General features: G+C 67.3%; 16 protein-coding genes. 5 read left to right on the forward strand and 11 right to left on the reverse strand.

Translation table 11 applies throughout. From position 1 onward, the window contains the following. Positions 1-54: 54 nt before the first annotated feature. Positions 55-474 carry a hypothetical protein gene (locus KME82_RS20910; protein WP_215495708.1) on the reverse strand — a complete coding sequence of 140 codons (420 nt, stop codon included), beginning with the start codon at positions 472-474 and terminating at the stop codon, positions 55-57. Positions 475-552: 78 nt separating this feature from the next. Between KME82_RS20910 and KME82_RS20915 the strand changes: the two genes are divergently transcribed. Then, the gene (locus KME82_RS20915; protein ID WP_215495709.1) at positions 553-1443 is read left to right on the forward strand and encodes a DMT family transporter; all 891 of its coding nucleotides are present in this window, start codon (positions 553-555) and stop codon (positions 1441-1443) included. A gap of 89 nt (positions 1444-1532) precedes the next feature. Here KME82_RS20915 and KME82_RS20920 read toward each other — a convergent pair whose 3' ends face one another. From KME82_RS20920 to hppD, 7 genes are all read right to left on the reverse strand, one after another. After that, a complete protein-coding gene (locus tag KME82_RS20920) occupies positions 1533-2399 on the reverse strand; it encodes an NAD-dependent epimerase/dehydratase family protein (protein WP_215495710.1) in 867 nt (288 codons plus the stop codon). A gap of 7 nt (positions 2400-2406) precedes the next feature. After that, positions 2407-3636, reverse strand: coding sequence for a Na+/H+ antiporter NhaA (gene nhaA, locus KME82_RS20925; protein ID WP_215495711.1), 1230 nt, complete (start codon positions 3634-3636; stop codon positions 2407-2409). Positions 3637-4132: 496 nt separating this feature from the next. Then, the gene (locus KME82_RS20930) at positions 4133-5149 is read right to left on the reverse strand and encodes a sodium:calcium antiporter (RefSeq protein ID WP_215495712.1); all 1017 of its coding nucleotides are present in this window, start codon (positions 5147-5149) and stop codon (positions 4133-4135) included. 188 nt (positions 5150-5337) lie between these two features. Then, positions 5338-6000 (reverse strand): lectin, encoded by a 663-nt coding sequence (locus tag KME82_RS20935; RefSeq protein ID WP_215499160.1) that lies wholly within the window; start codon positions 5998-6000, stop codon positions 5338-5340. 380 nt (positions 6001-6380) lie between these two features. Then, positions 6381-7706: a homogentisate 1,2-dioxygenase gene (gene hmgA / locus KME82_RS20940; RefSeq protein WP_252255854.1), complete on the reverse strand. Its 1326-nt coding sequence runs from the start codon at positions 7704-7706 to the stop codon at positions 6381-6383. A gap of 177 nt (positions 7707-7883) precedes the next feature. Continuing rightward, positions 7884-8939, reverse strand: a complete 1056-nt coding sequence (locus KME82_RS20945) for a hypothetical protein (protein ID WP_215495713.1) — start codon at positions 8937-8939, stop codon at positions 7884-7886. A 40-nt stretch (positions 8940-8979) separates the two neighbouring features. Continuing rightward, positions 8980-10071 carry a 4-hydroxyphenylpyruvate dioxygenase gene (gene hppD, locus KME82_RS20950; RefSeq protein WP_215495714.1) on the reverse strand — a complete coding sequence of 364 codons (1092 nt, stop codon included), beginning with the start codon at positions 10069-10071 and terminating at the stop codon, positions 8980-8982. Positions 10072-10169: 98 nt separating this feature from the next. On the opposite strand from hppD, the gene KME82_RS20955 reads away from it, so the two are divergent. After that, the gene (locus KME82_RS20955; protein ID WP_215495715.1) at positions 10170-10718 is read left to right on the forward strand and encodes a MarR family winged helix-turn-helix transcriptional regulator; all 549 of its coding nucleotides are present in this window, start codon (positions 10170-10172) and stop codon (positions 10716-10718) included. A 149-nt stretch (positions 10719-10867) separates the two neighbouring features. Here KME82_RS20955 and KME82_RS20960 read toward each other — a convergent pair whose 3' ends face one another. The 3 genes from KME82_RS20960 to KME82_RS20970 all read right to left on the reverse strand — a co-directional run bounded on the left by KME82_RS20960 (position 10868) and on the right by KME82_RS20970 (position 14808). Further along, positions 10868-11056, reverse strand: coding sequence for a hypothetical protein (locus tag KME82_RS20960; RefSeq protein WP_215495716.1), 189 nt, complete (start codon positions 11054-11056; stop codon positions 10868-10870). Positions 11057-11825: 769 nt separating this feature from the next. After that, entirely contained in the window at positions 11826-13367 is a 1542-nt protein-coding gene (locus KME82_RS20965) for a peptide MFS transporter (RefSeq protein ID WP_215495717.1), read from the reverse strand. A 520-nt stretch (positions 13368-13887) separates the two neighbouring features. Continuing rightward, positions 13888-14808, reverse strand: a complete 921-nt coding sequence (locus tag KME82_RS20970) for a tryptophan 2,3-dioxygenase (RefSeq protein ID WP_215495718.1) — start codon at positions 14806-14808, stop codon at positions 13888-13890. 204 nt (positions 14809-15012) lie between these two features. Here KME82_RS20970 and KME82_RS20975 point away from each other — a divergent pair, with 204 nt between their 5' ends. The 3 genes from KME82_RS20975 to KME82_RS20985 all read left to right on the forward strand — a co-directional run bounded on the left by KME82_RS20975 (position 15013) and on the right by KME82_RS20985 (position 26128). After that, positions 15013-18549 carry a lamin tail domain-containing protein gene (locus KME82_RS20975; RefSeq protein ID WP_215495719.1) on the forward strand — a complete coding sequence of 1179 codons (3537 nt, stop codon included), beginning with the start codon at positions 15013-15015 and terminating at the stop codon, positions 18547-18549. 295 nt (positions 18550-18844) lie between these two features. Continuing rightward, entirely contained in the window at positions 18845-22336 is a 3492-nt protein-coding gene (locus KME82_RS20980) for a lamin tail domain-containing protein (protein WP_215495720.1), read from the forward strand. 267 nt (positions 22337-22603) lie between these two features. Continuing rightward, positions 22604-26128 carry a pre-peptidase C-terminal domain-containing protein gene (locus tag KME82_RS20985; protein WP_215495721.1) on the forward strand — a complete coding sequence of 1175 codons (3525 nt, stop codon included), beginning with the start codon at positions 22604-22606 and terminating at the stop codon, positions 26126-26128. Positions 26129-26580: the final 452 nt, after the last annotated feature.

Here is a 26580-nt window from a genome sequence, read left to right on the forward strand (position 1 = left end):
GAGGCGTCGATGTCCTAGCTCAACCGGCGCCGAGCGGCGCCATTGTCGGCAGGCTCAATGCAGGATCGCGCGAATCAGGCCGGCGATGGCGAACCATCCCCAGGCCCACAGCAGCAACGCCGCCGGCCACGCCACCCACAACGCACGCGGCCAGCGCAGCTTGCTGCCGTCGGGTCCGGGCAAGAACATGCGCACGCCCGTCCCCAGGGCCAGGCAGGACAGGACGACGGCGACCACGGTGAACGGCCAGCCGCTGCCGGCGCCGGCGCTCTGCATCGCGATCAACGCGACGATGGTCAGCATCGCCCACAGCACCAGCGCGTAGATCACCGACCACAGCGCCGCGCCGAACGCCGGCCGCGCGCCGAACTCGCGCGCCACCAGCGCGCGCAGCAGCCACGCGCCCGGCGCCAGCCACAGCAACACCACGACCAGCAACAGCAGGCCCCACTCCCAGATACCCGCAGATTGCACGGCGTGCTTCACAATGGGTCCCCCACCGCCATTCGCGGCCGCTGATTCGGCGGCCACGATAGCCCAAGCCGGACCGACATGCCCGCTCGCGATATCGCCTTGTTGTTGCTCGTGGTCGTGGCCTGGGCGATCAACTTCCTGACCTCGGCGCTGTCGCTGCGCGAGATTCCGCCGTTCCTGTTCACCGCGCTGCGCTTCGCTCTGCTCGCCGTGCCGCTGGTGTTCGTGGTCAAGCGGCCCGCGCCGGGCCAGTGGCCGCGCCTGATCGCGGTGTGCCTGTGCATCGGCGTGCTGCATTTCGGCCTGAGCTTCAGCGCGCTCAAGGCGGCCGGCGATCTGTCCTCGCCGGCGATCGTGCTGCAAAGCTATGTGCCGATGACCGCGCTGCTGGCGTGGTGGCTGCTCGGCGAGCGTTTCGCCTGGCGCACCGGGGTGGCGATCGCGATCAGTTTCGGCGGCGTGCTGGTGCTCGGCTTCGATCCGCTGGTGTTGGACAAGCCGATGGCGGTGGTGCTGATGCTGATCTCGGCCGCGTTCCTGGCCCTGGGCACGGTGCTGATGAAGGGGCTGCGCGGGCTGGACGTCTACAGCCAGCAAGGCTGGACCGCGCTGATCGCGGTGCCGCCGCTGCTGGCGATCAGCTTGGTCGTCGAGCCGGGTGGCCTGTCGACTCTAGGCGCGGTGAGCTGGGTCGGCTGGATGGGCGTGGCTTATGCGGCGTTCGTGTCCTCGCTGCTCGGTCACGGTCTGTACTACCTGCTGGTGCAGCGCCATCCGGTCGCGCAGGTCACGCCGTGGCTGTTGTTGGTGCCGGTGATCGCGATCGCGCTGGGCATCGTGTTCTGGGGCGACCGGCCGGGGCCGAGCCTGTGGATCGGCGGGGCGATGGTGCTCGGCGGGGTGCTGCTGATCGCGTTGCGGAATCTGGCGAAGGCACGGGCGCAGCGGGCGTTGGCGGCTGAGCTTTAGAGCGACGCCTTTTCACCGCGATATCGCAGTTTCGTCGTGTGTGAGGTATCGCGGTCGCGGCTCGCGCCGCTCCTACAGGGGGCGGTCGATCAATCGCGGGGGGTTTCGAACATTTCGGCGCTCGGCTGGAAGCTGCGCGGCGCGTAGCCGAAATCGCGTTGCGCCGGGCCGGCGTCGAAGGTCATGTCGTTGCGCATGCGCCGCACCGCGGCTTCGCCCAGGCCGGTCGCGCGGCCGGCCGCCTGCGCGGCGAGCAAGGCCAGGTTGAACAGCGGCGACGGCAGTTCGATCAATCGCACCGGCGGACGCAGGCAGGCCAGGGTGCGTTCGACCATGTCGCGATAACTCAGGGTTTCGCCACCGGGCACCGCATAGGTGTTGCCGAAACTCGCCGGCGCGCCCAGCGCGGCGAACGCGGCATCGGCGAGGTCCTCGACATGCACCGGCTGGCGCAGGCCATCGGCGCCGCGCGGCAGCGGAAAATACTTCAGCCGCTTGGCCAGTTGCGCGATCCGGGTCAGGGTCGCATCGCGGCCCGCGCCGTAGATCAGGGTCGGGCGCAGGATCGTGGCGGCATCGCTGCGCGGCTGCGCGGCGGCGAACAAGGCTTGCTCGCCTTCGCGCAGTTCGGCGGCGACCCGGCGTTCCTCGGCGTCGGCCGAACCGCGCTTAGTCTGCGCGCTGGTCGAACCGAACGCGACCACGCGCGTGGCCTCGATCCCGGATTGCTCGTACCAGCGCGCGAACTTCAGCAACGGGCCGCAGCTGAAGATCGCGTCGACCCGCGCGGGCAGCGCCGGCATGTCGTCCAGATCGCCTTGCAACCACTCCAGGCCCGGGTGGTCGTGGCGCTGCTTGCGCGAAACCGCCGAAACCCGCCAACCGGCGTGGTACAGGCGCTGCAGCAGCGGCACGCCGATCTGGCCGCTGCCGCCGAAAACCAAAGCGTGTTTCATGGGTTGTTCAATCCTGGGCGCTGCGCACCGGCAATACCGCGCGCAGCCAACCGAAGCCGATAACGGCCGACAATAGCGAGGCGCCCAGAATACCCAGAACCGCTTCCTCGTAAAGCCGCGCGTCGTGATACGCCAGCGACGCGATAAACAGGCTCATCGTAAAACCGATGCCGCACATCAGGCCCAGGCCGACCATCGCGCGCAGGTCCATGCCGTTGGGGAAACGCGCCCAGCCCAGCGCGCGCATCAGCATCGCCGCGCCGACGATGCCGACCGGCTTGCCGACCACCAGGCCCAGCACGATGCCCATCGGCAAGGCCGCGGTCGCGTCTTCGAGCTTGACCCCGCTCAGCGACAGGCCCGCGTTGACGAAGGCGAACAACGGCAGGATCGCGTAGGCCACCCACGGATGCAGCGCGTGCTCCAGGGTTTCCAGCGGCGAATGTTCGGTTTCGTCGTCGATGTTATTGCGCTTGTCGACGTGCGGAATCATCAGGCCGGTGGCGACGCCGGCCAGGGTCGCGTGGACGCCGGACTTGAGCACGCACACCCACAGCACCACGCCCAGCGCGAGGTACGGCCCCAGCGATTTGACCCCGCGCCGGTTGAGCACCCACATCGCCGCCAATGCGAGCGCGGCCCACATCAACGCGGTCACCGACAGGCCGTGCGAATAGAAGAACGCGATGATCAGGATCGCCATCAGGTCGTCGACCACCGCGATCGTCGACAGCAGCAGCTTCATCGCCACCGGCACGCGCGACCCCAGCAGCGCCAGCACGCCCAGGGCGAAGGCGATGTCGGTCGCGGTCGGCACCGCCCAGCCGCGCATCGAGGCGGCGTCGTTGTGATTGAGCGCGGCGAACAGCAACGCCGGCACGATCACGCCGGCGGCGGCGCACACCATCGGCAGCACCAGCTGCGAGCGCTCGGCCAGCTGGCCGCTGAGCGCCTCGCGCTTGATCTCCAGCGCGACCACCAGGAAGAAGATCGCCATCAGCCCGTCGTTGATCCACAACAGCAGCGGTTTGCTGATGTCGAGCGCGCCGATGCGCACCTGCACCGGGATCTCGCGGAACGCTTCGTAGGCCGATTGCAGCGGCGAATTGGCCGCGATCAGCGCCAGCACCGCCGCGGCGATCAGGACGATGCCGCCGGCCGCTTCCAGGCGGAAGAATTCGCTCAGTGCGCGCAATGCGCGCCGCGTCAGCCGCGGCGTGGGGATGATTTTGCTCATTGCCCATTATAGGCGGGGCAATTGCATGGGTTTTGTGGATGCCTGCTGTCCTTCTCCCGCTTGCGGGAGAAGGTGCCCGCAGGGCGGATGAGGGTACGAGCTTCGGCGAGCTAATCGGCGCGACGCGCGCCCTCACCCCAACCCTCTCCCGTCAAACGGGAGAGGGAGCGACGATTCAGGCCAATTGCACGGGATTTGCGGATGCCTGCATTCCCTTCTCCCGCTTGCGGGAGAAGGTGCCCGAAGGGCGGATGAGGGCACGAGCGTCGGCGAGATCATCGGCGCGACACGCGCCCTCACCCCAGCCCTCTCCCGCAACCGGGAGAGGGAGCAGCGATCAATGCGCACTGCGTAAGCTTTGCGAATCCTTCTCCCGCTTGCGGGAGAAGGTGCCCGAAGGGCGGATGAGGGCACGAGCGTCGGCGAGGTCATCGGCGCGATGCGCGCCCTCACTCCGGCCCTCTCCCGCAAGCGGGAGAGGGAGCAGGAGCCAGCGTTACTGATGCAGCATCAGCAGCTCGAACCCCACCCAGGCCAGCAACGCCACCAGCAGGATCGCGCCTTCGCGCTTGCTGACGCGCAGGTCGCCCTTGAGCATCGGGTACAGCATCAAGGCGAACACCGCCGCGGCCGGCAGTTCGAAGCGCACGAACGATGCCGGCAGCGGCACGGTGTGCAGCGCGGCCATGCCGCCGAGCACGATCAGCAGATTGAACAGGCTCGAACCGATCACATGGCCGACCACGATGTCGCCCTGCCCGCGCCGCGCCGCGGCGACCGCGGCGGCGACTTCGGGCAGCGCGGTGCCGATCGCGACCGGCAGCAGGCCGGTCAGCAGCGGCGACAGGCCCAGGCCGGCGCCGATGATGGCCGCGTTCGGCGAACCGAACCCGCCGGCCAGCGCGGGCGCGGCGCTGCCGAAACTCCACAGGCCGTTGCCGCCGACGATCAGATACGCGCCCAGGTGCAGCAGCAGCACGGCGATCAGCACCCGCACCAGATTCAGGCCCAGATTGGTCTGGGTCTGGGCGAACGCGGCGATGGCCTCCTGCAGCTCGGGCGCCTCGTGGCGGGTGCGCGAGGTGGCATAGGCGACCACGACCACGAACGCCACCAGCATCGCCACGCCTTCCCAGCGGCTGAGCGCGCCGTCCAGGCCCAATCCGATCACCACCAGCGTGCCCACCAGCAGCAGCACCAGCAGCGGCGCCAGCGCGCGCCAGCGCACCACCAGCGGCGCGGCCAGCGCCGCCAGGCCCAGGGTCAGGCCGAAATTGACGATGTTGCTGCCGACCGCGTTGCCGAGCGCCAGCGCCTGCTGGCCGCGCACCACCGCCTGCAGGTTGACCGCCAGCTCCGGCAGCGAGGTGGCGAAGGCGACCAGCACCAGCCCGGCGGCGAACGGCGAGGCGCCGAAGCGCTGGGCCAGGCCAGAGGCACCCTTGACGATCGAATCGCCGCCCAGGGCCAGCAGGAACAGGCCCAATACGAACAAGCCGACGGCTTCGAACATGGCGATCTTCCCCTTGCAGTGAACGACGTGGCAGTGAACCGCGTGCGGTGGACGGCGCGGTCCGGCGAGCGGGTGCGTCGGTCCCGATTCTAGCGTTGTGGCCGGGCCGGCTGTCGCCGGCCGGTCATGAATCAGCGGTTGCTCGTCGCCGGCAACGGACTACCGGCGATTCGCCGGCCCGCGGCGGCTCAACCGCAACCTTCGACGTAGTCCACCTGCGGCGGCACGCCGATATGCCACGACGTCACTTTTCCGGTGGCATCGGTCTCGAACACCAGCGTACCCACGCCGCCGCCGGCATCGCTCACGCGCAGGTAATGGCCGCCCTGCACGTACTTGTGGTTCTGCTGCTCGACCCGGCCGGCGTAGAGCTTGCCGATTTCATCGGCGCTCATGCCGCGCTTGCCGCCGCCCGGCGCGGTCTCCTTGTCGTTGCCGACATCGACGCGGACGAACTTGCCGTCCTCGACCATGAAGGCGAAATCGCGCGGGTTGGTCACCCAGATCGGCTGCAGGTAATAGCAGCCGCCGTCGGCCGGCGGCTTGCCCTTGAGTTCGCCGCCCCAGGCCTGCTTGGCCTGCTCGGCGCTCATGCCGAAACGCATGTCGCCGTAGCCGTCGAAGCGCGCCTGGGTGTCGCTGGCGGCCAGCGGCGGGTTGGATACCGGCGCGGTCGCAGGCGGAACGCTTTCGGCCGGCTGGTCGGTGATCGGCGCCGGGTTGGCCTCCGGCGCGGCGTTCGCGGCCGGCGCCGGCGCGTCGGCCGGCGCGGCCTCACGCTGGCAGGCGGCCAGGCCCAGGCTCAACAACACAGCGGCGAACAGCGCGGCGCGGCGTGGCGCGATCGTCATCGGCGCAAGTTTCATCGGCGGAACTCCGGCGCACGAGGCGCGATTCGAATGGCCGAATCAGCCTAGCGGTTTTGCGTGAACGCAGCGAGAAGCAATGGACTTTCGGTTGCGCCCGCGCAGCGCGGCATTTGAATGCCAGTAACTGCACCCGCCCCTGGTCGAATCCGCGAGGTCTTTTGTGGGAGGGGCTTTCAGTCCCGATGCCTTTCGATCAGATGGAAGCATAGATTCGATTCGATCCGAGCCAAGAGCATCGGGGCTGAAAGCCCCTCCCACAAAAAACCTCGCGGCGATATCGGCGCTCGAACGAAAACGCGCGACCGAAGCCGCGCGTTTTCCAATCCATGCCGATTCGAAGCGATCGCCTCGAACCGCCTCGCTCACTCCCGAGAATTCGGATCGAAGTGCTTGCGCAACCCCGCCCAGCACGCCTGATAGTCGCGCTGCCGGTGCGGCGCATCGAAGGCCTGCGCGGTCGGACGGATCACCGCGCGCGTCTCGAACATGAAGGCCAGCGTATCGACGATCACATGCGCCTGGCTCAGATCGGCGTGCGAGGCCTTCTCGAAAGTCTGCGCATCCGGACCGTGCCCGGTCATGCAGTTGTGCAGCGACGCACCGCCCGGCGCGAACCCGTCGGCCTTGGCGTCGTAGGCGCCATGCACCAGCCCCATGAACTCGCTGGCGACGTTGCGGTGGAACCACGGCGGCCGGAACGTGTGCTGCGCGACCAGCCAGCGCGGCGGGAAGATCACGAAGTCGATATTGGCCGTGCCGGGCGTATCGCTCGGCGAGGTCAGCACGGTGAAGATCGACGGATCGGGATGATCGAAACTGATCGAACCGATGGTGTTGAAGCGGCGCATGTCGAACTTGTACGGCGCGTAGTTGCCATGCCAGCCGACCACGTCCAGCGGCGAGTGGCCGATCTCGGCGCGCCACAGATGGCCCTGGAACTTGGCGATCAGTTCGAACTCGCCCTCGATGTCCTCGTAGGAGGCATGCGGGGTCAGGAAGTCGCGCGGATTGGCCAGGCCGTTGGAGCCGATCGGGCCGAGGTCAGGCAAGCGCAGCAGCGCACCGAAGTTCTCGCACACGTAGCCGCGCGAGGCGCCGTCGAGCAGCTCGACGCGGAAGCGGATGCCGCGCGGGATCACCGCCATTTCCTGCGGCTCGACCTCGATCGCGCCCAGTTCGGTCGCCAGCAACAGCCGGCCCTGCTGCGGCACGATCAGCAACTCGCCGTCGGCGTCGTAGAAGTAACGCCCCTGCATCGAGCGATTGGCCGCATACAGATGGATGCCGCAGCCGTGCTGGCCGGCGGCCGAACCGTTGCCGGCCATCGTGTAAAGGCCATCGACGAAATCGACCGCGGTTTCCGGCAACGGCAGCGGGTCCCAGCGCAGCTGATCGGGCGAAACCGGACCGTCGCCGAAATCGTTGTGCAGGCGCGGCTGGTGGTATTGCGCGAAGGTGCCGTGCATCGCCGCCGGACGGATCCGGTACAGCCAGCTGCGGCGGTTTTCCTTGCGCGGCGCGGTGAACGCGGTGCCGCTGAGCTGCTCGGCGTACAGGCCGTGCGGCGCGCGCTGCGGCGAATTCTGTCCTTCCGGCAAGGTGCCGGCGACCGCCTCGGTGGCGAATTCGTTGCCGAAACCGCTCATGTAGCCGCGCGGACGCTGGCTGACGCTGTCGGTGCTGGGCATCGGGATGACGTTGTCGATGTCGTTGGCTGCGGTGCTCATACGGGCTCGCTGGGCTGTTGGACGGCGCGCCGTGGGTGGCGCGCGATCGGTGCGTGACGCAGGTTCAAGTGACGCTTTGCATTCGGTGGCGCGATGAATCGATACGAACCGGCCCGCGCCCTCGGGAGCCGGCGCCGCTCACACGCCCATCAGGGCGCGACTGAGCACATACGGATGCGACCGGTCGATCACCAGCGCCAGCTGCGTCGCCAGCTCCAGGATCCACGGCGTATCGGCGCGCCACGCCAGGATGACGTTCAAGTTGTCGCTGACGCGGTCGTCGATCACCAAGGCCTCGTAACCGCCGTTGTCCTGGCGTTCGGCCAGCAACGGATCGAGCCAGGCGAAATACTCGCTCACCAGCAACTTGGAACCGTCGGGCTTGTCCGGAAAATCCGGCAGCGGATCGCTGAACCATTCGCTGATGAGCTCATGTACCTCGTCGATCTTGTCGCCGACCGCGAAGTGCTCCATCAGCTTGAACACCAGCGCGGTCTGCCTGAGCTCGTCGGGCTCGGGATCGTCCATCCATTCGAATTCCGGATCGTCCGCCGCGCCTTCGATCGCCTCGGCCAACGACGCCAGTTCCTCCGCATCGAGCTCGCGGCAGGTCAGCAGATCAACCAGTTCCTTCAGCATGTCCCCACCCTCATGATTTCGAACCGCGCCGGGTCCATGCCGCGCTTCACCCATCGGAACTTCCGGCACGCCAATCCGCTTGCGCTCGGTCGCCCGCTCGACGATCAGCCCCGACTCGGCCGCGAGTTGCAGTATCCGCGCCGTATCCGGGCGCAGCACGGTCATGGCGTGCAGGTCTTCGCTGTGATTCTGGCCGAGCAGCAGCAACTCGTAGCCACCCTTCTCGCCGATCAGCTGCACGAACTGCCGATCCAGCCAGACGAAATATTCGTCCGGCTGAAAGGGGCGGCCGTCTACGTGCAAGGGGTAGACCGGCAGCGGATCGGCGAAGAAATCGCTGATCTGCTCATGCACTTTGTCGATCTTGCCGCCGCCGGCGATGAAATCGCTGAGATGGGAAATGATCGCACTCTGCATGAGCCGTTCGGGCGCGCGATCCTCCACCCAGTGCAGCTGCGGATCGTCCGCCGCGCCTTGGATGGCGGCGACTGTCGATTCCAGCTCCTCCGGCTCGAGCTGCCGGCAGGTGAGCAGATCGACGAGCTCCTTCAGCATGGCGATTCCTTCGCGGCCAGGGCCTGTTGCAGGGCGCCTATTACAGCACGCCGCGCTGGATCTGATCGCGCTCGATGCTTTCGAACAGCGCCTGGAAATTGCCTTCGCCGAAGCCTTCGTTGCCCTTGCGCTGGATGATCTCGAAGAAGATCGGGCCGATCGCGTTCTTGGTGAAGATCTGCAACAGCTTGCGCTGATGGGTTTCCGGGTCGGCGTCGATCAGGATCTTGTTCTTGGCCAGACGCGGCACATCCTCGCCGTGGTTCGGCACGCGCAGGTCGATCACGTCGAAATAGGTGTCGGGCGTATCCAGGAAGTCGATGTTCTGCGCGCGCATCGCCTCGACGGTCTCGTAGATGTTGTCGGTGAAGCAGGCGATGTGCTGGATGCCCTCGCCCTTGTAGGCGTCGAGGTATTCGTTGATCTGCGACTTCGGATCGTTGGACTCGTTGAGCGGGATGCGCACCACGCCGTCGGGCGCGGTCATCGCCTTGGACACCAGGCCGGTCTTGACGCCCTTGATGTCGAAGTAGCGGATCTCGCGGAAGTTGAACAGACGCTCGTAGTAGTCCGACCACTTCTGCATGTTGCCGAAGTACAGGTTGTGGGTCAGGTGGTCGATGAAGGTCAGGCCGAATCCGGTCGGGTTCTGGTCGGCGCCCGGGATCGGCTCGTAGTCGCCGTAGGCGCTGCCCTTGTCGCCGTACTGGTCGACCAGGTACAGCATGCAGTCGCCGATGCCCTTGACCACCGGCGCGTCGATCGCGCGGGTGTCGGCGCCCTCGCCGATCGCTTCGCCGCCGTTGGCGAGCACGGCGTCGAACACTTCGCCGGCCGGCTTCTTGAAGCGGATCGCGAAGCCGCAGGCGCACGGGCCGTGGGCCTGGGCGAAGGCCGAGGCGAAGCTGTCGGGCGACTCGTTGATCAGGAAGTTCACCCCGCCCTGGCGGTACACGGTGATCGGCCGCGACTTGTGGCGCAGCACGGCGGTGAAGCCCATGCCGCGGAAATAGGCGTGGAGCTGCTCGGCCTGGTCGGCGGGCGCTGCGAATTCGACGAACTCGAAGCCGTCGATGCCGAGCGGATTTTCGAAGGTGGTGACCTGCATGCCGAGGTTGGGCTGTGCATTCATGGCATTGTTCTCGGGTGGCGGCCAGGTCCGCTGCGGACGGCCTCGGGGAAAGGGTCGTTATAGTTTCACATGAAACCATAAGCAAGGCACAGTGCAACATGAATCGACCGAATCCGGATCCTGAATCACCCGTCCCGCCGAGCCCGGCCGCCGGCCCCGGCAAGGCCGTGGGCGGCGCCCGCCATGCCGAGCTCGACCTAGAGCACTTCCTGCCGTATCGCCTGTCGGTGCTGTCGAACCGCGTCAGCGGCGCGATCGCGCGGGTGTACTCGCAGCGGTACGCGCTGAGCGTGACCGAGTGGCGGGTCATGGCCGTGCTGGGCCGCTACCCGGGCCTCTCGGCCAACGAGGTCGCCCAGCGCACCGCGATGGACAAGGTCGCGGTCAGCCGCGCGGTCGCCCGCCTGACCGAGGCCGGCCGCCTGGAGCGCGAGACCCACGACGACGACCGCCGCCGTTCGGTGCTGCAGTTGTCGCCGGACGGCTACAAGATCTACGACGAGGTCGCGCCGATGGCGTTGGCGTTCGAGCAGCGGTTGCTGGTCGGCATCGAACCGGCCGAGCGCGAGGCGCTGTTCCGGTTGCTGGATCGGCTGGACGAGTTGGAGATGCAGGCCGAGGCGGAGATGGCGGCGGATACGCGTTGAGGCTTTTTGCGTTGAAGTTTTCACGCTGAAGATTTCGACGGCGCGTGCATCGGCTTCAGCAGATCGACGACGGCTAAGTTCGTCGTTGGCGTAAGAACAAAAGCAAATCCCCCCTAGCCCCCCTTTTTCAAAGGGGGGAACGGTTTCGTTTACGCGGGAGGTTGCATCAGCAACGAAACATCGTTGCCATTGCCATTGCCATTGCCATTGCCATTGCCGTTGCCGTTGCCGTTGCCGTTGCCGTTGCCGTTCAAGCTTAGCTTTGGCAATGCTTTTGCTCTTGCCCAGCGAGGCTTGTAACTCGCGATGCAAAAGCAGGCCCGAAGGGCGGCACGCATGGATGCGTGCCGTAGGCCACCCAGGACATGGATGTCCTGTGTGGCCTACCCCCGCGTATGCCCCGCGCTCGCGGGCTCTTGATTCGAAACAGGAACGCCTTTTTCTTTGGTGACTTTCTTTTGTGGCTCTGGACAAAAGAAAGTTACCCGCCGCTTTAGTGGCGGAAGCTCTTGATGTTGCTTCAAGCTTCAAGCTTTGAAGCCTTCAAGCCAAAGGCAGGATCAACAGCTTTCGTCCGCAAGCGGCCGAGTTACTTTCTTTTGTCAAAAGCGACAAAAGAAAGGTAACCAAAGAAAAACGCTTTTCTTTGAATCAAAGGCCCGCAAGCGCGATGCCTACGCAGGCATGCGCCACACGAGACATCCTGTCTCGGTGGCGCACGGCGCACATCCATGTGCGCCGCCCTCCGGGTGTGCTGTTGTTCTCGCGAGTGAATCGCCTCGCAGCGCTGGATGAACTGCTCGACTTCCCGCTCAAGCACGAGCACGAGCACGAGCACGAGCACGAGTGAAGCAGCGGGGCCATGTTGATGCAATCGCGGCAGCTGACGCAGGCGCACCCGCAGACACGACTATTTCTTGCGACCGCGAACGATCGCAAACACCACCAATCCCACCACCCCCACCACCGCACCCAACAACCCCAAAAGCACGATCAGATGAAAAATACTGATACCGCCCATGGTCGACGCCTCCAATCTCCAGAAACAAAAACGGCAGCCTGAGCTGCCGTTTTCGATAAGACGATCAAGCGATCAGCACACCCCGATCACTTCACCCCGTGCATCAACTTCTGCACCAGCGGCGCGACCAGGAACAACAAACCACCGGCGCCCACCAACGCCCAGAAACCGAAGGTGTAGCCGCTCAGCGCCGAGGCCGTGGTCATGCCGCCCTCGCCGCTGACCACGCCGGCGAAGATGCCCGACAGGTTGTTGCCGATACCGGTCGACAGGAACCAACCGCCCATGCCGAAACCGACCAGGCGCACCGGCGCCAGCTTGGTCACCATCGACAGGCCGATCGGCGACAGGCACAGCTCGCCGATCGACTGGATCCAGTACACCGCGAACAAGGTCCAGAACGGGATCTTGCCGGCTTCGCCGACCAGCTTGGTCAGCGCGAACATCAGCAGCAGGAAGGCCAGGCCGTTGAAGATCAGGCCCAGGCCGAACTTGCGCGGGATGGACGGATTGGCGCGGCCCATCGCCACCCAGATCCAGGCGATCAGCGGCGCCAGGGTGATGATCGCGACCGAGTTGACCGACTGGAACCACGCGGTCGGGAACACCCGTTCGCCGCTGATGCTGAAAACGAAGTCGGCCATCGAGGTGCCGAAGATGTCGCGGTTGACGATCTTGTCGGCGAGGAAGGTGAACGAGCTGCCGGCCTGCTCGAAGAACATCCAGAACAGGATGTTGAAGGTGAAGATGATCAGCATCGCGATCACCTTGTCGCGCTGCACCGAACCTTCGCGGAAGCCCTCGACCAGCAGCAGGCCGCACAGGCCCAGGAACATCGCGGTCAGCACGCCCTGCAGCGCGTTCGCGCCCATGGCGAGCAGGAAGTACACGATCGGGATCGCGACCAGCGCGCCGATGAACACGTACAGCACCTTGGCCTTTTCGGCCTTGCCTTCCGGCGGACGGCCGATGCCCTGCAACTGCTGGCGACCGAACCAGAACCACACCAGGCTGATCAGCATGCCCACGCCGGCCGACAGGAACACCATCTTGTAGTCGGGCAGGGTCTCGCTGCCGAAGATCTTCTTCGCCAGCCACTGGGTCAGCAGCGGCGCGACCATCGCACCGAGGTTGATGCCCATGTAGAAGATGGTGAAGCCCGAGTCGCGGCGTTCGTCGCCGACGCTGTAGAGCTTGCCGACCATGGTCGAGATGTTCGGCTTGAACAGGCCGTTGCCGCAGATGATCGTGGCCAGGCCGAGCTTGAAGATCTGCTCGTTGGGCAAGGCGATCATGAACAAGCCGGCCGCCATGATCACCGCGCCGAGCAGGATCGAGCGTTGATAGCCCAGGATGCGGTCGGCGACGTAGCCGCCGAAGATCGCCGCGGCGTAGACCAGGGCCAGGTAGGCGCCGTAGACGCGGTTGGCCGAGGCTTCGCCGGAGGCGTCGCCGCCGTGGAACTGATGCACGATGTACAGCACGAGCGCCCAGCGGATGCCGTAGAAGGCGAAGCGCTCCCAGAACTCGGTCATGAACAGCATCCACAAGGGCTTGGGATGCCCGAGTCGCTGCGAGAAATCCGGGATGGGCGCGGGGCCCTGGGTGGCTGGTGCGGCTCCGCTCATGCGGTGTCCCCTGTCGTGTGGAAACTGAATGAAAATCCCACGCCGACGGCACGGGTCGGGGAGATTTACCGGTGCGGGCCGGCCACGTCAAACCTTTGTGAAGCCTGTCGTGATGTGCTGCGGCGCAACATTTGCGCCTACAAGTGCCTGAATGGGGGTGGATTTTGCACGGCTCGGCGGGCGAAGTTCGGGGTTTGAGTCGTGTACGTGCGGCGATCGGGTGACAACTGTCACATTGGCGGGGAGAGCGGCTGGGGCGGCCCGGGCGGCCGATGCGGGCGCGGTGGGTGGTGATTCGCGGTCGCGGCTTGCGCCGCTCCTACAGGTAGGCCATGAGGGGCGCGGCGATCGCGATCCTGGAGACCACGGGCGTCGGTGACGCACTACGACAGTGCGAAAGCACCTCTCCCGCCTGCGGGAGAGGTCGCCGCGCCTGGCGCGGCGGGTGAGGGTGCGCCGGCCGGCGTGCCCCCATCCCGGCCTTCCTCCGCAAGCGGGGGAAGGAGCGAAATCGCAAACCTCAGGCCGGGCCGGCTCCACCGCCGACCGGGCAACCCTGCCCCGCCTCACCGGCACCGTAACCGCCGGCCACGCCGATGCTGGTGCGCACCTCGAACAGCTCCGGAAAGAACGTCAGCTCCAGCGCCTGCTTGAGAAAGCCCACGCCGCTGGACCCGCCGGTGCCGCGCTTGAAGCCGATGATCCGCATCACCGTGCGCATGTGGCGGAACCGCCACAGCTGGAACTGGGTCTCCAGGTCGACCAGGTCCTCGCACAGCGCGTATTCGCGCCAATAGATGTCGGTGTTCTCGTAGATGCGCTCGAACACCGGCTGCAGCGCCGGGTCGCTGACGTGCGGGCGGCGCCAGTCGCGTTGCAAGTGGCTGGCCGGGATGTCGTGACCGAAGCGCGACAGGTACATCAGGAATTCGTCGTACAGGCTCGGCGCGGCCAGCGCGCGTTCGAGTTCGACCTGGCCCTCGGGATCGTGCGCGAACACCCGCAGCATCGCCTCGTTCTTGTTGCCGAGCATGAATTCGATGGTGCGGTACTGCAGCGACTGGAAGCCCGAGGACGGCCCCAAGGTCTCGCGGAAGCCCATGTACTCCGACGGCGTCAGCGTTTCCAGCACCGACCACTGCTCGGTCAGCTGGCGCAGCACCTGCTTGCAGCGCGCGATCACCTTCTGGCTCTGCCAGACCTGATCGCGGCGCAGGTGGATCAGCGCGGCGCTGAGCTCGTGGATGATCAGCTTCATCCACAGCTCCGAGACCTGGTGCTGGATGATGAAGAGCATCTCGTCGTGGTGCGGCGGATCGGCCTGGCCGCGCTGGGCCGACAGCAGTCTGTCCAGCTGCAGATAGCCGCTGTAGGTGATGCGTCCGTGCAGGTCGGTATGGATACCGCTTTCCAGTTCGCGCTGGTTCTTCTCGACGGACATCGGCGGGGCTCGCGGCAGGGGCGCAAAGCGTAGCGCATCGGGCCGGGCGCGGGGCCGCAACGCCTGCGCCATTACGTGATCGGGCCGTGCGCCGCGGGCACGCCGTCGCGACCGGTGCGACACCCGATCGCTAAAATAGCCGCGCCTGCACAGTACAGCGCAACGCTGTGTCTTCCAGTCCGCAGGCGCAATCAAGGGGAATCCATGCAAGCACTCGCAAGCCGCGCACTCGCGGCCGCTATCGCTTTGGCCTTGTCCGGCAACGCCGCCGCCCAGGTCGTCGTGTCCCAGGTCTATTCCGGCGCCGGCACCGGCAACGGCGGCTACATCGCCGACTTCATCGAACTGCACAACAACACCGACGCCGCGGTCAGCCTCAACGGCTGGAGCGTGCATTACGCCGAGAGCGGCGGCGCCTGGCAGCGCACGTCGCTCGCCGGCAGCATTCCGGCCGGCGGCTTCTATCTGATCCGCCAACGCAGCGGCAGCGGCGGTCGCGCCCTGCCCGCGGCCAACGCCACCGGTTCGGTCTCGATGTCGAGCAGCGCCGGCAAAGTGGCGCTGGTCGCCAACACGCTGCCGCTCACCGCCGCGTGCCCCAGCGGCGTGATCGATCTGGTCGGTTACGGCAGTACCGATTGCGCCGAAGGCGGTACGCCGGTGGCGGCGACCGCAAACCTGCTGCAATCGCAATTGCGCAAGCAAAACGGTTGCGCCGATACGCAATCCAACGCCGCCGACTTCGTGCTGGGCACGACCGTCGCGCGCAACGCGAGTTCGACGCGCTACGTCTGCCCGCCTCCGCCGCCGCTGCTGTCGGTCGACGCGGTGAGCCAGCCCGAAGGCCATCTGGGCACCACGCCGTTCGTGTTCGAACTGCGCCTGGACCGTCCGGCCGGCGCCAGCGGCGTCGACTGGAGCGCCTTCAGCAACGGCGGCAGCGCCACGTCCGGCGTGGACTACCAAGCGATCAACCTGCGCGGCCGGATCGAACCGGGCCAGACCCGCGCGAACTTCACCTTGCCGGTGAAAGGCGACGGACTCGCCGAACCCGACGAGACCGTGTCGATCCAGGTCAAGGTAATGCAAGGCGCGGTCACCGCCAACGGCGATTACCTCAACACCCAGGCGACGATCCTCGACGACGACACCGGCGCACCGCCGCCACGCATGAGCGTGACCCGGGTGACGCGCGCCGAAGGCCACAGCGACTACAGCGCGTTCGAATTCCAGCTCAGCCTGGATCGTCCGGCCGGTCCGGGCGGCGTGAAATGGCGCGCGACCATGATCGACGGCGGCAACGCCACCGCGGTCGAGGATTACCAGCCGCTCGACCTGAGCGGACAGATCGCCGAAGGCCAGAGCCAGGCGAAGTTCTCGCTGATGGTGCGCGGCGACACCCGCAGCGAATCGGACGAAACGGTGAAGTTGCGTGTCGACATCCTCAGCGGCGCGATCGCCGATGACGGCGCCAGCAGCCAGCTCGACACCGAGGCCTTGATCGTCGACGACGATCCCGCACTGACGCCGATCCACGCCATCCAGGGCAGCGGCGAACGCTCGCCGATGCTCGGCCGTTTCGTGCATGTCGAAGGCATCGCCACCGCGGTGGTGCCGCAGGGTTTCTTCCTGCAGTCGCCGCCGGCCGAAGCCGACGCCGATCCGCAGACCTCGCAGGCCGTGTTCGTGCGCACCGCGACGCGACCGAGCGAGACTCTCGTCGGTTGGCGCGTGCGCGTGTCCGGCACGGTCGATGAGTTGTACGCGCCGGGCGATCATCCGCTGCGCGGTTCGATGACCGCGATCTCCGGCTCGCCCGCGGTCGCCGCGATCGCGCCGGCGCAACTGCCGCCGACCATCGGCCCGCAACTGTTGCCGGAGTACTGGCGCGGCGTGACCGGTTACGAAGCGATCGAAGGCATGCGCGTCATGCTGGGCGAATCGCTCGTCGTCGGCGCGACCGGCGACTTCAACTATGGCGCCGAATCCAGCGCCAGCGACGGCCTGTTCTACGTCGCCGACGGTCCGGCCACGCAGTCGCCGCCGATGCGCGAGATGGGCACGCATCTGCCGGCGATGCAGAACGGTCAGCCGATCGGCTGGCTGCCGTATTGGGACGGCAATCCGGAAGTACTCGGCGTGGACAGCGACGCGGCCGGATCGCAGACCGTCGATATCGGCATCGGTGCGCGCGTCATCGGTATCGTCGGGCCGATCGATCAGCGCAGCGGCCGCTACACGGTGATCCAGCAAGGCAGCGCGCAGATCCACGTGTCCGCGCCTGCGCCGGCGCCGACGAGCATCGACGCCGGCGACGAAGCGATGACGCCGATCGACGTGGCGCATTACGACCTGGGCGGCCTGTACGACGCGATCAGCCCGCCCAACTCGGGCCAGCCGGCGGTGTCGCCGCAAGCCTTGGAGCTGCGCCTGGGCAAGATCGCCGCGGGCGTGGCCGGTTCGCTGCGCTTGCCCGACATCGTCGCCTTCAGCGGCTTCGAGAACGCCGCCTTGCTGCAACGCCTGGCCGATCTGAGCAACCAGCGCGCGGTCGCCGACGGCCGCGGCGATCCGCTGTATCGGCCGGTGTCGATCGACACGCCCGATCCGCTGCAGACCCAGATCGGTTTCCTGGTGCGCAGCGATCAGCGCCTGCTCGCGCCGCGGGTGGTGGTGGAACGCAGCCAGCAGTTGGGCCGCGATTCGTTGATCTCTCTGCCGTGGGGCGAATCGCTGCGGCTGTTCGAACAGCCGCCGCTGGCGATGGACGTGTCGGTGTACGGCAACCGCGGCCGTTTCGATGCACGCGTGGTGTTGATCAAGCTCGCGCCGATCGCCGGCAGCGAAGCCGACAGCCGCGACGGCGAACGTCTGCGCCTGCGTCGCCACGCCCAGGCCGAGTTCATCGCGCAATGGACGCAGCAGCATCAACTCGACGAGAACGCGCTGCCGCTGTTGTTGCTCGGCGATCTGCAGGCGCATGCCTTCAGCGATGCGTTCACCGATCCCTACGGCACGATGCTCGGCCAACCCGGCGATCCGCTGTGGACGCTGGTGCCGGGCGACGGCGTGGATCTGGTCGAACCGAACCTGATCGATCCGGCCGCGTTGGGCGTCGCGAGCGAACGTTACTCCTCGATCGTCGAAGGCTCGCGCCAGCAACTGCAGCACGCGCTGATCGACGAACGCATGGTGCTGGCGACCGACTCGGTGCGCGTGCAGCACGCGCGCATCAACGCCGGTTTCCCCGGCATCGCACGCAACCTGGACAACACGCCGGTGCGCGGTTCCGACACCGATCCGCTGCATCTGCGGCTGGTGCCGCGTTCGTGGGCCGATCTCAACGTGGGGGCGAGCGCGCCGGAAACGATCGCCGCCGGGCAGGAACTGGAATACCAGGTCGTGCTCTACAACCGCGGTCCTGACATCGCCCGCGGCGTCGGCCTCGGCCTGGCCTGGTCGCAGGCGGTCGACGGCGTGCGGTTGGAAACCCCGCCGAACTGGACCTGCGAACCGCCGCGGGTCGAAACCGACCGCACCAGCACGGCCTGCTCGCTCGCCGCGCTGGCGCCGGAGTACCACGGCCAGAACGAGCACTTCCGGGTGTTCGTGCCGACCCTCGCCACGCAGGCCGGAAGCGCGCTGAGCCTGGCGGTTTCGGCGACTTCGCAGGCCGCCGAGCGCGAACCCGGCGACAACGCCGCCCAGGCCACGACGCAACTGACCGCGCCGCTGCCCTGATCGCCAGCCGCGCCGCCGCGTCCTCGGGCGCGGCGGCGCTTTCGCGCGACGGACGCGGAACGTTCTATTGCACCGCAGCAATCGCCTGCCGCCGGGCTGCACACGCACGTTCGCCGGGCCGGCGCAGAGGCCGGCTCATGCTCGCTGAATAGCGGGCACGAAACGACCCGTGCACACGATCGACCTCGGATACGTCCCCAAGTCATCGTGCTGCAACGCCAAAAAGTGAGTATTGATGCACAATCCAGCCGTCTGCGACCGGGGAGGTCGGGCAGACGCTCACATGGGGAACCACATGGACAAGCGCACGAGCCGCCTTTTGGCGGCGGCGGTATTGACCTTAGCGGCGGCCGGTTCGGCGCAGGCGCAGGTCGTGATCAGTCAGGCCTACGGCGGCGGCGGCAACAACGGCGCCCGCTACAAGAGCGATTTCATCGAGCTGCACAACAACGGCACCAGCGCCGTCGATCTGAACGGCTGGAGCGTGCAGTACAACTCCTCCGCCGGCACCGGCGCCTGGCAGCGCACCACGCTGACCGGCTCGATCGCGCCCGGCGGCTACTACCTGGTCAAGCAGGCCGACGGCACCGGCGGCACCGATGTGCTGCCCACGCCCGATGTGGTCGGCACGATTTCGATGTCCGGCACCTCCGGCAAGGTGGCGCTGGTCAACAACGCCACCGCGCTCAGCGGCGCCTGCCCGGCCGGTCGCGTCGACACCCTCGGCTTCGGCGGCGCGGCGACCTGCTCGGAAGGCACGCCGACCGCGAACACCGCCAACGCCACCGGCGCGCTGCGCAAGAACAACGGCTGCACCGACACCGACAACAACAGCGCCGACTTCGACATCGTCGAACCGACCCCGCGCAACAGCGCCTCGCCGGTGTTCGCCTGCGCCGGCGGCAACCAGCCGGTGTTGTCGGTCGCCGACATCTCGCTCGACGAAGGCAACTCCGGCACTGTCTCGTTCGTTTTCACCCTGAGCCTGAGCCAGCCGGCCGGCGCGGGCGGCGTGGCCTGGTCGGCCTCGACCGTCGACGGCACCGCCACCGCGGGCAGCGACTACGTCGCCCTGTCGGGCGTCACCGGCACCATCGCCGCGGGCCAGAGTTCGGCCACGGTGGCGGTCACCGTCAACGGCGACACCGTCCAGGAGCCCAACGAGACCTTCCAGTTGCGGGTCCAGGTGACCAGCGGCGGCCTGCCGGCCCCGCCGGCGTTCGCCCAGGCCACCGCGACCATCGCCAACGACGACGTCACCCTGGTGCCGATCCACGACATCCAGGGCAATGGCGCGACCTCGCCGCTGACCGGCCAGACCGTGACCTTCCAGGGCGTGGTCACCGGCCGCAAGAGCAACGGCTTCTTCGTCCAGGCCAGCGACGCCGAGGCCGACGCGGACCCCGCCACCTCCGAAGGCATCTACGTGTTCACCAGCACCGCGCCGACCGCGGCGGCCACGGTGGGCAACCGGGTGCGCGTGAGCGGCACCGTGGTCGAGTTCATCCCGACCGCCGACCTGGGCCAGCTGCCGCTGACCGAGATCAGCTTCGCCACCTACACCCAGACCGGCACCGACACCCTGCCGGTGCCGGTGGTGCTGCCGCAGGTGCTGCCGACCTCGCCGCTGGACGCGCTGGAACGCTTCGAATCCATGCGCGTGGCGATCGACAGCTTCACCGTGACCGCGCCGACCAAGGGCAGCACCAACGAGCCCAACGCGACCGGCACCAGCAACGGCATCTTCCACGGCGTGATCGGCAACGTGCCGCGTCCGTTCCGTGAGCCGGGCATCCAGCCGGGCACGGCGATCCCGGGCGGCGGCACCTCGCCGCCGATCCCTCGCTGGGACGGCAACGCCGAACTGATGACCGTCGACAGCGACGCGCTCGGCGCGCCGAAGCTGGAAGTGGCCAACGGCGCGGTGATCACCGGCATGACCGGCCCGCTGGACTACGGCTTCCGCCGCTACACCCTGCTGGTCGATCCGACCGCGACGGTCAACGTCACCCCGGGTCCGGCGCCGCACGCGGCGGTGGAAACGGTCGACCCCAACGCGGTGTCGGTCGCCGGCTACAACCTCGAGCGCTTCTTCGACACCGTCAACGACCCGGCGATCGGCGAACCGATCCTGACCGCGGCCGCGTACGAACTGCGCAAGAAGAAAGCCTCGCTGGGCATCCGCGACTACCTCAAGACTCCGGACATCCTGGGTACGGTGGAAGTGGAAAACCTGACCGTGCTGCAGGACCTCGCCGCGCGCATCAATAGCGACGCGGTCGCGGCCGGCCAGCCGAACCCGAACTACGTCGCATACCTGATGGAAGGCAACGACGTCGGCGGCATCGACGTGGGTTACCTGATCAAGACCGCCGACGTGCTGCCGGGCAAGCCGCGCGTGCAGGTCGTGTCGGTCACCCAGATCGGCAAGGACACCCTGTGGACCGAGCCGGCGGGCGGCAGCAGCCTGCTCAACGATCGTCCGCCGCTCGCGCTCGATGCGATCGTGCATTACGCCGACGGCCGCGACTTCCCGCTCAGCGTGGTGGTGGTGCATCAGCGTTCGCTCAACGGCGCGGAAACCGACGATGCCGACGGCCAGCGCATCCGCGCCAAGCGTCAGCGTCAGGCCGAGTTCCTGGCGACCTACCTCAACCAGCGCCAGACCGACAACCCGTCCACCCGCCTGATCGTGCTCGGCGACTTCAACGCGTTCGAATTCAACGACGGCTACGTCGATGCGATGAACGTGGTCACCGGCACACCGAGCCCGGACAACGCCACCGTGGTGCCCGGCGACGGCGCCGATCTGGTCAATCCCGACCTGATCAACCTGGCCAGCATCACCGAGCCGAGCGAGCGTTATTCGTTCGTGTTCGACGGCATGGCGCAGAGCCTGGACCACGTGCTGGTCAACGAAGAGATGGTGGTCAGCACCAGCCGCATCGTGCCGGCCCATGCGCGCATCAACGCCGACTTCCCGGAGGTCAACCGCAACCTGGCCGACTCGCCTTCGCGCCTGTCCGACCATGACCCGGTGGTGACCTACCTGTTCCCGCGCGAAGTCGCCGATGTCAGCGTCGCTGCCACCGCCAACGCCGCCAGCGTCCAGGTCGGCCAGAGCTACGGTTACTCGGTGGTTGCCAGCAACCTCGGCCCGGGCCGCGCCGACTCGGTCGGCGTGGGCATCGCGCTCGACGCCGAAGTGCCGTCGCTGAACGTGACCGCGCCGAATGCCGACTGGACCTGCGATACCGCGCAGATCGCCAACGGCAAGACCTCCGTCGCCTGCAGCGCGACCGGGCTGGCGCTCAATGCCAGCGCGACCTTCGCGGTCTCGGCCACGGCCACCGCCGATCTGGCCGGCAAGACGGTCAAGCTCGCGGTCGCCGGCAGCACCACCTCGCAGGACCCGGTCGCGACCAACGACAGCGCCGAAGCCTCCGTCGCCATCGTGGCCGCCGGTCCGCCGGCCACGCCGATCGGCAACGGCCAGAGCGTGCTGGTGTCCGGCGCGGCCAACGAAGCGCGCGTGTACCGCATCGACGTGCCGGCCGGTGCGCGCAACCTGCGCATCGTCACCGTCGGCGGCAGCGGCGACATCGCCCTGTACGCCAAGCGCGGCAGTGCGCCGACCGCGAGCGACTACGACCAGCGCTCGATCCGCACCGGCAACAACGAAGTGATCCTGATCGGCGCGCCGCAGGCCGGCAGCTGGTTCATCACCGTCCTCGGCGGTTCGGGCGCCTTCGCCAACGTGTCGCTGCGTCCGAGCTTCGTGCCCTGATCGGGATCGACTGATCTATCGCTGCATGCAACACCTCGACCCCGGCCTTGCGCCGGGGTCTTTTTTTGCGCGCATGCCGGCGTGCAAGCGGCGGTCGGGCCGGCGCGAAACGCGGCGCTCGACGCGGTGGCGGCGGTGCCGATGCAGGTCACGACGAACGATGTCCTGCCCTGGGTTTCGGACGCGATGGAACGTACAAATCTAGCGACTTCGGTCACAATTACACGGCACGCAGGGGTGGTCCGGCGGGCGCACTCAGGGAGCAGCATGAACAAGTCAGGGGGCCGCCTGCTGGCGGCGGCAATGGTCTTCGCCGCGGCCGGCACGGCGCAGGCGCAAGTGGTGATCAGTCAGGTCTACAGCGGCACGGACAGCAACGGCGCCAGCGCCGGCGCGAGTTACCGCAACAGCTTCGTCGAACTGCACAACAACGGCAGCACGACCGTCGACCTGAGCAGTTGGAGCGTGCAATACCGCAAGCGCCTGGATACCGGCGACTGGCAGGCGACGCCACTGACCGGCCTGCTCGCACCCGGTGCCTACTACCTTGTCCAGGGCGCGCCAATCGCCGGTGGGCTGCAAGATCTCCCGGCGGCCGATGCGACCGGATCGCTAAGCTTTTCGGCCAACGAAGGCTATGTCGCTATCGCCAACCAGCTTGGCCCGCTCAACGGCTTTTGTCCGAGTTGGCGCATCGACTCGGTGATCCTCGGCCGCGCCGACAACTGCGCCGAAAGCGTCAGCACGCCGATCATGCTCGATCGCGTCACCGCCGCCATCCGCAAGGACGGCGGCTGCCTGGACAGCGACGACAGCGGCAATTTCCAGGCCCTGCCGGCTGCGCCGCGCAACCGCGCCAGCAACGCGCAAGTGTGCGCGGACGGCGGCAGCACGCCGGTGCTGCGGATCGAAAACGGTGCGTTGGAAGAAGGCGACGAGGCGCATAACTTCGCCGTCACCCTGCCGATCCGCCTGGATCGCCCCGCCGGATACAACGGTGTGCGGCTGCGGGTCAAGACACGCGACGGCACCGCGATCGCCGGCCGCGACTACACCCCGCTGGATTACATCGTTTCGCTACCGTACGGCTCCTCGGCCGGCTTCAACGTGCAAGTGGGGTTGATACCCAACACCGAAATCGAACCGGACAAGACGTTCTACCTGACCCTGAGCGAGCTCACCGGCGCCGTGCCGGCCAACGTCGAGGCGAAAGGCACCATCCTCAACGACGATTTCGTCCTGACGCCTATCCACGACATCCAGGGTTCCGGCGCGGTCTCGCCGATGGTCGGTCGCCTCGTCACCACCAAGGCCGTGATCACCTCGTTGCGCGCCGACGGTTTTTTCCTGCAAAGCCTCGACAGCCAGGCCGACGCCGATCCGCGCACATCCGAGGGCATTTTCGTCCACACCGGCGCCGCGCCCGACCCGAACTGGGCCAATCGCTACGCGCGCGTGACCGGGACCGTGGCCGAATACGTTCCACTGGACGATCCGCACCAAAGCCCGCGCACCCAGATCGGCGGATCGCCCTCGGTGACCCCGCTGTGGATGCCCGGTCCCGGGCCGATCCCGCCGCAAGTGCCGATCCCGGTACCGCAAGCCATCACCGCGCTCGGCCCGGACCCGGCCGAAACCCTGGAACGCTACGAAGGCATGCGGGTCGCCTTCGGCCCCGTGACCGTGGTCGGCCCGACCCGCGCCGCGGTCCATTTCGGCGCGCCGGTCAATACGCCGACCCAGTTCAACATCGTGCTCGGCGACACCCCGCGGCCGTTCCGCGAGCCCGGCATCCAGGCGCCGCTTCCCGCTCCGGCCGGCGGCGCGATCCCGCCGATTCCGCGCTGGGACGGCAACCCCGAAGTGATCGCCGTCGACAGCTCGGCAAGCAGCATCCACTCCCCCCGCACGGTGATCACCGGCACCCGCCTGGTCAATCTGACGGGCGTGCTCGATTACCGCGCTCACCGCTACGTGCTGTGGCCGAACACGACGTACCCCAGCAACGTCGGCGGCGGCATGAATCCACGCGAAGCGGTCGAACGGGTCGATCCCAATGCGATCTCGATCGGCAGCTACAACCTGCAGAGCCTGTACGACGATATCGACGACCCCGGCGTCGACGACACGCTCGTCGCCACGGCGGTCTACGACCAGCGCCTGGGCAAGCTCGCGATGGGCATCATCCAGTACATGCGCATGCCCGACATCGTGGGCCTGATCGAAATCGAAAATCTCGCCGTACTGCAAGCCCTCGCCAACCGCGCCAACACCGATGCGGTGCGCTACAACAAGCCCAATCCCAACTACACCGCGCATCTGCTGCCGGGTAACGATGCGTCCGGCATGAACATCGGGTACTTGGTCAAGACCGCGGAAGTGTTGCCGGGCGTGCCGCGGGTCGAGGTACGCAGTCTGGCCCAGATCGGCAAGGACGCGCGTTGGCTCGAACCCAGTGGCGCCAGCGCCCTGCTCAACGATCGCCCGCCGCTCGCACTCGATGCCATGGTGCATTACGCCGACGGTCGCAGTTTCCCGTTGAGCTCGGTGCTGGTGCATCCACTCGCAATGGACGGATCGCAGGGCGACGACGCGCACGGCGACCTCGTCAGGCGCAAGCGCCAACGTCAGGCGGAGTTCCTCGCCACCTATCTCAACCAGCGGCAGCACGATGAGCCGCGTACGCGCCTGGCGGTGCTCGGCGATTTCAACGCCTATGCGTTCAACGACGGCTACGTCGACGCGATGCACGTGATCGCGGGCACCCCGAGCCCGAACGAAGCGACCGCTGTCGCCGACGACGGCGCCGATCTGATCGATCCCAACCTGATCAATCTCAACGAGCTGATCGATCCGAGCGAGCGCTATTCGTCCGTCGTCGACGGCAGTGCGCAAAGCACCGATCACATCCTGGTCAACGAAGAATTGATCGTCGCCACCAACGAAGTGAAGCTGGCGTACGCGCGCATCAATGCCGACTTCCCATTCAATCGCTGGCCCTTGCCGCCGATGGATATTGGCCAGTCGGACCATGATCCGATCGTGGCCTTCTTCGTCCCGCGCGAACTCGCCGACCTGGGCGTGAGCGTCAACGCCACCGCGGCCAACGCGCAGGTCGGGCAGAACTTCGGGTATTCGGTGGTGACGACCAACCACGGCCCCGGACGCGCCGACGCGGTCGGCGTGGGCTTCGCGGTCGATGCGGCGGTGCCGTCGCTGAGCGTGAGCGCGCCGAGCGCCGACTGGAGCTGCGATGCGGCGCAGATCGCCGACGGCAAGACCTCGATCGCCTGCGCGATCGCGCGTCTCGACGCCACCGCCAGCGCGGGCTTCGGCGTGAGCGCTTCGGCCGGCGCCGAGCTGGCCGGCAAGACGGTCAAGCTCGCGGTCGTCGCCGACTCGCAATCGCTGGACGTGCGCAGCGGCAACGACACCGCCATGGCCTCGGTCGCGATCCTGCCGCCGCCCGGACCCGACGCCACGCCGATCGGCAACGGCCAGAGCCTGCTGGTGTCCGGCGCGGCCAACGAAGCGCGCGTGTATCGCATCGATGTGCCGGCCGGCGCACGCAATCTGCGCATCGTCACGGTCGGCGGCAGCGGCGACATCGGCCTGTACGCCAAGCGCGCCGGCGCGGCGAGCGTGAGCGACTACGACCAGCGTTCGATCCGCAGCGGCAACAGCGAAGTGATCCTGATCGGCGCGCCGCAGGCCGGCGCCTGGTACATCACCGTGCTCGGCGGCGCCAACGCCTTCGCCAACGTGTCGCTGCGTCCGAGCTTCCTGCCCTGAGCGTCATCGACTGAACCCCATTGCACGCGACACCTTCGACCCCGGCCTCGCGCCGGGGTCTTTTTTTTTGCGATCGGCGATGGCCTCGATCGCAGCGGTGTCGTGGCGATGCGCTGTCGCGACCGGTGCGTTCCTGAACCGGTGTTCCAACCATCCGATCGGATCGCGCTGTTGATCGCGTCGCTCGCCAACCCTCGCCTACGCCGGCGGCCCGCCCGCTTCGTTAGTCCGCTTCGTTGGCTCAACCCGACGGCCCGCCGCGATGCCTGACCGCTTTGCCGCAACAGGCCGCTGCGCAACCGTCGCCGCGCACGCAACTGTCATCGATATCCATACCGCGCCGTCCTGTACCCATTCGCGCAGGATCGAAACCAAGTCACATTCAGCAAGACGATTCGCGACGCGTCGCGACACTTGCACGCAGCGCGGACATGGCACGCGACTAGCGCAAT

The organism is Lysobacter capsici, from assembly GCF_018732085.1.
GTDB lineage: Bacteria > Pseudomonadota > Gammaproteobacteria > Xanthomonadales > Xanthomonadaceae > Lysobacter > Lysobacter capsici_A.

Bases quoted from the DNA above. Each gene is read 5' to 3' on its own strand.
- KME82_RS20915 (WP_215495709.1), top strand. From the start codon at position 553: ATGCCCGCTCGCGATATCGCCTTGTTGTTGCTCGTGGTCGTGGCCTGG.
- KME82_RS20920 (WP_215495710.1), bottom strand. From the start codon at position 2,399: ATGAAACACGCTTTGGTTTTCGGCGGCAGCGGCCAGATCGGCGTGCCG.
- nhaA (WP_215495711.1), bottom strand. From the start codon at position 3,636: ATGAGCAAAATCATCCCCACGCCGCGGCTGACGCGGCGCGCATTGCGC.
- KME82_RS20930 (WP_215495712.1), bottom strand. From the start codon at position 5,149: ATGTTCGAAGCCGTCGGCTTGTTCGTATTGGGCCTGTTCCTGCTGGCC.
- KME82_RS20935 (WP_215499160.1), bottom strand. From the start codon at position 6,000: ATGACGATCGCGCCACGCCGCGCCGCGCTGTTCGCCGCTGTGTTGTTG.
- hmgA (WP_252255854.1), bottom strand. From the start codon at position 7,706: ATGCCCAGCACCGACAGCGTCAGCCAGCGTCCGCGCGGCTACATGAGC.
- KME82_RS20945 (WP_215495713.1), bottom strand. From the start codon at position 8,939: ATGCTGAAGGAGCTCGTCGATCTGCTCACCTGCCGGCAGCTCGAGCCG.
- hppD (WP_215495714.1), bottom strand. From the start codon at position 10,071: ATGAATGCACAGCCCAACCTCGGCATGCAGGTCACCACCTTCGAAAAT.
- KME82_RS20955 (WP_215495715.1), top strand. From the start codon at position 10,170: ATGAATCGACCGAATCCGGATCCTGAATCACCCGTCCCGCCGAGCCCG.
- KME82_RS20960 (WP_215495716.1), bottom strand. From the start codon at position 11,056: ATGCGTGCCGCCCTTCGGGCCTGCTTTTGCATCGCGAGTTACAAGCCT.
- KME82_RS20965 (WP_215495717.1), bottom strand. From the start codon at position 13,367: ATGAGCGGAGCCGCACCAGCCACCCAGGGCCCCGCGCCCATCCCGGAT.
- KME82_RS20970 (WP_215495718.1), bottom strand. From the start codon at position 14,808: ATGTCCGTCGAGAAGAACCAGCGCGAACTGGAAAGCGGTATCCATACC.
- KME82_RS20975 (WP_215495719.1), top strand. From the start codon at position 15,013: ATGCAAGCACTCGCAAGCCGCGCACTCGCGGCCGCTATCGCTTTGGCC.
- KME82_RS20980 (WP_215495720.1), top strand. From the start codon at position 18,845: ATGGACAAGCGCACGAGCCGCCTTTTGGCGGCGGCGGTATTGACCTTA.
- KME82_RS20985 (WP_215495721.1), top strand. From the start codon at position 22,604: ATGAACAAGTCAGGGGGCCGCCTGCTGGCGGCGGCAATGGTCTTCGCC.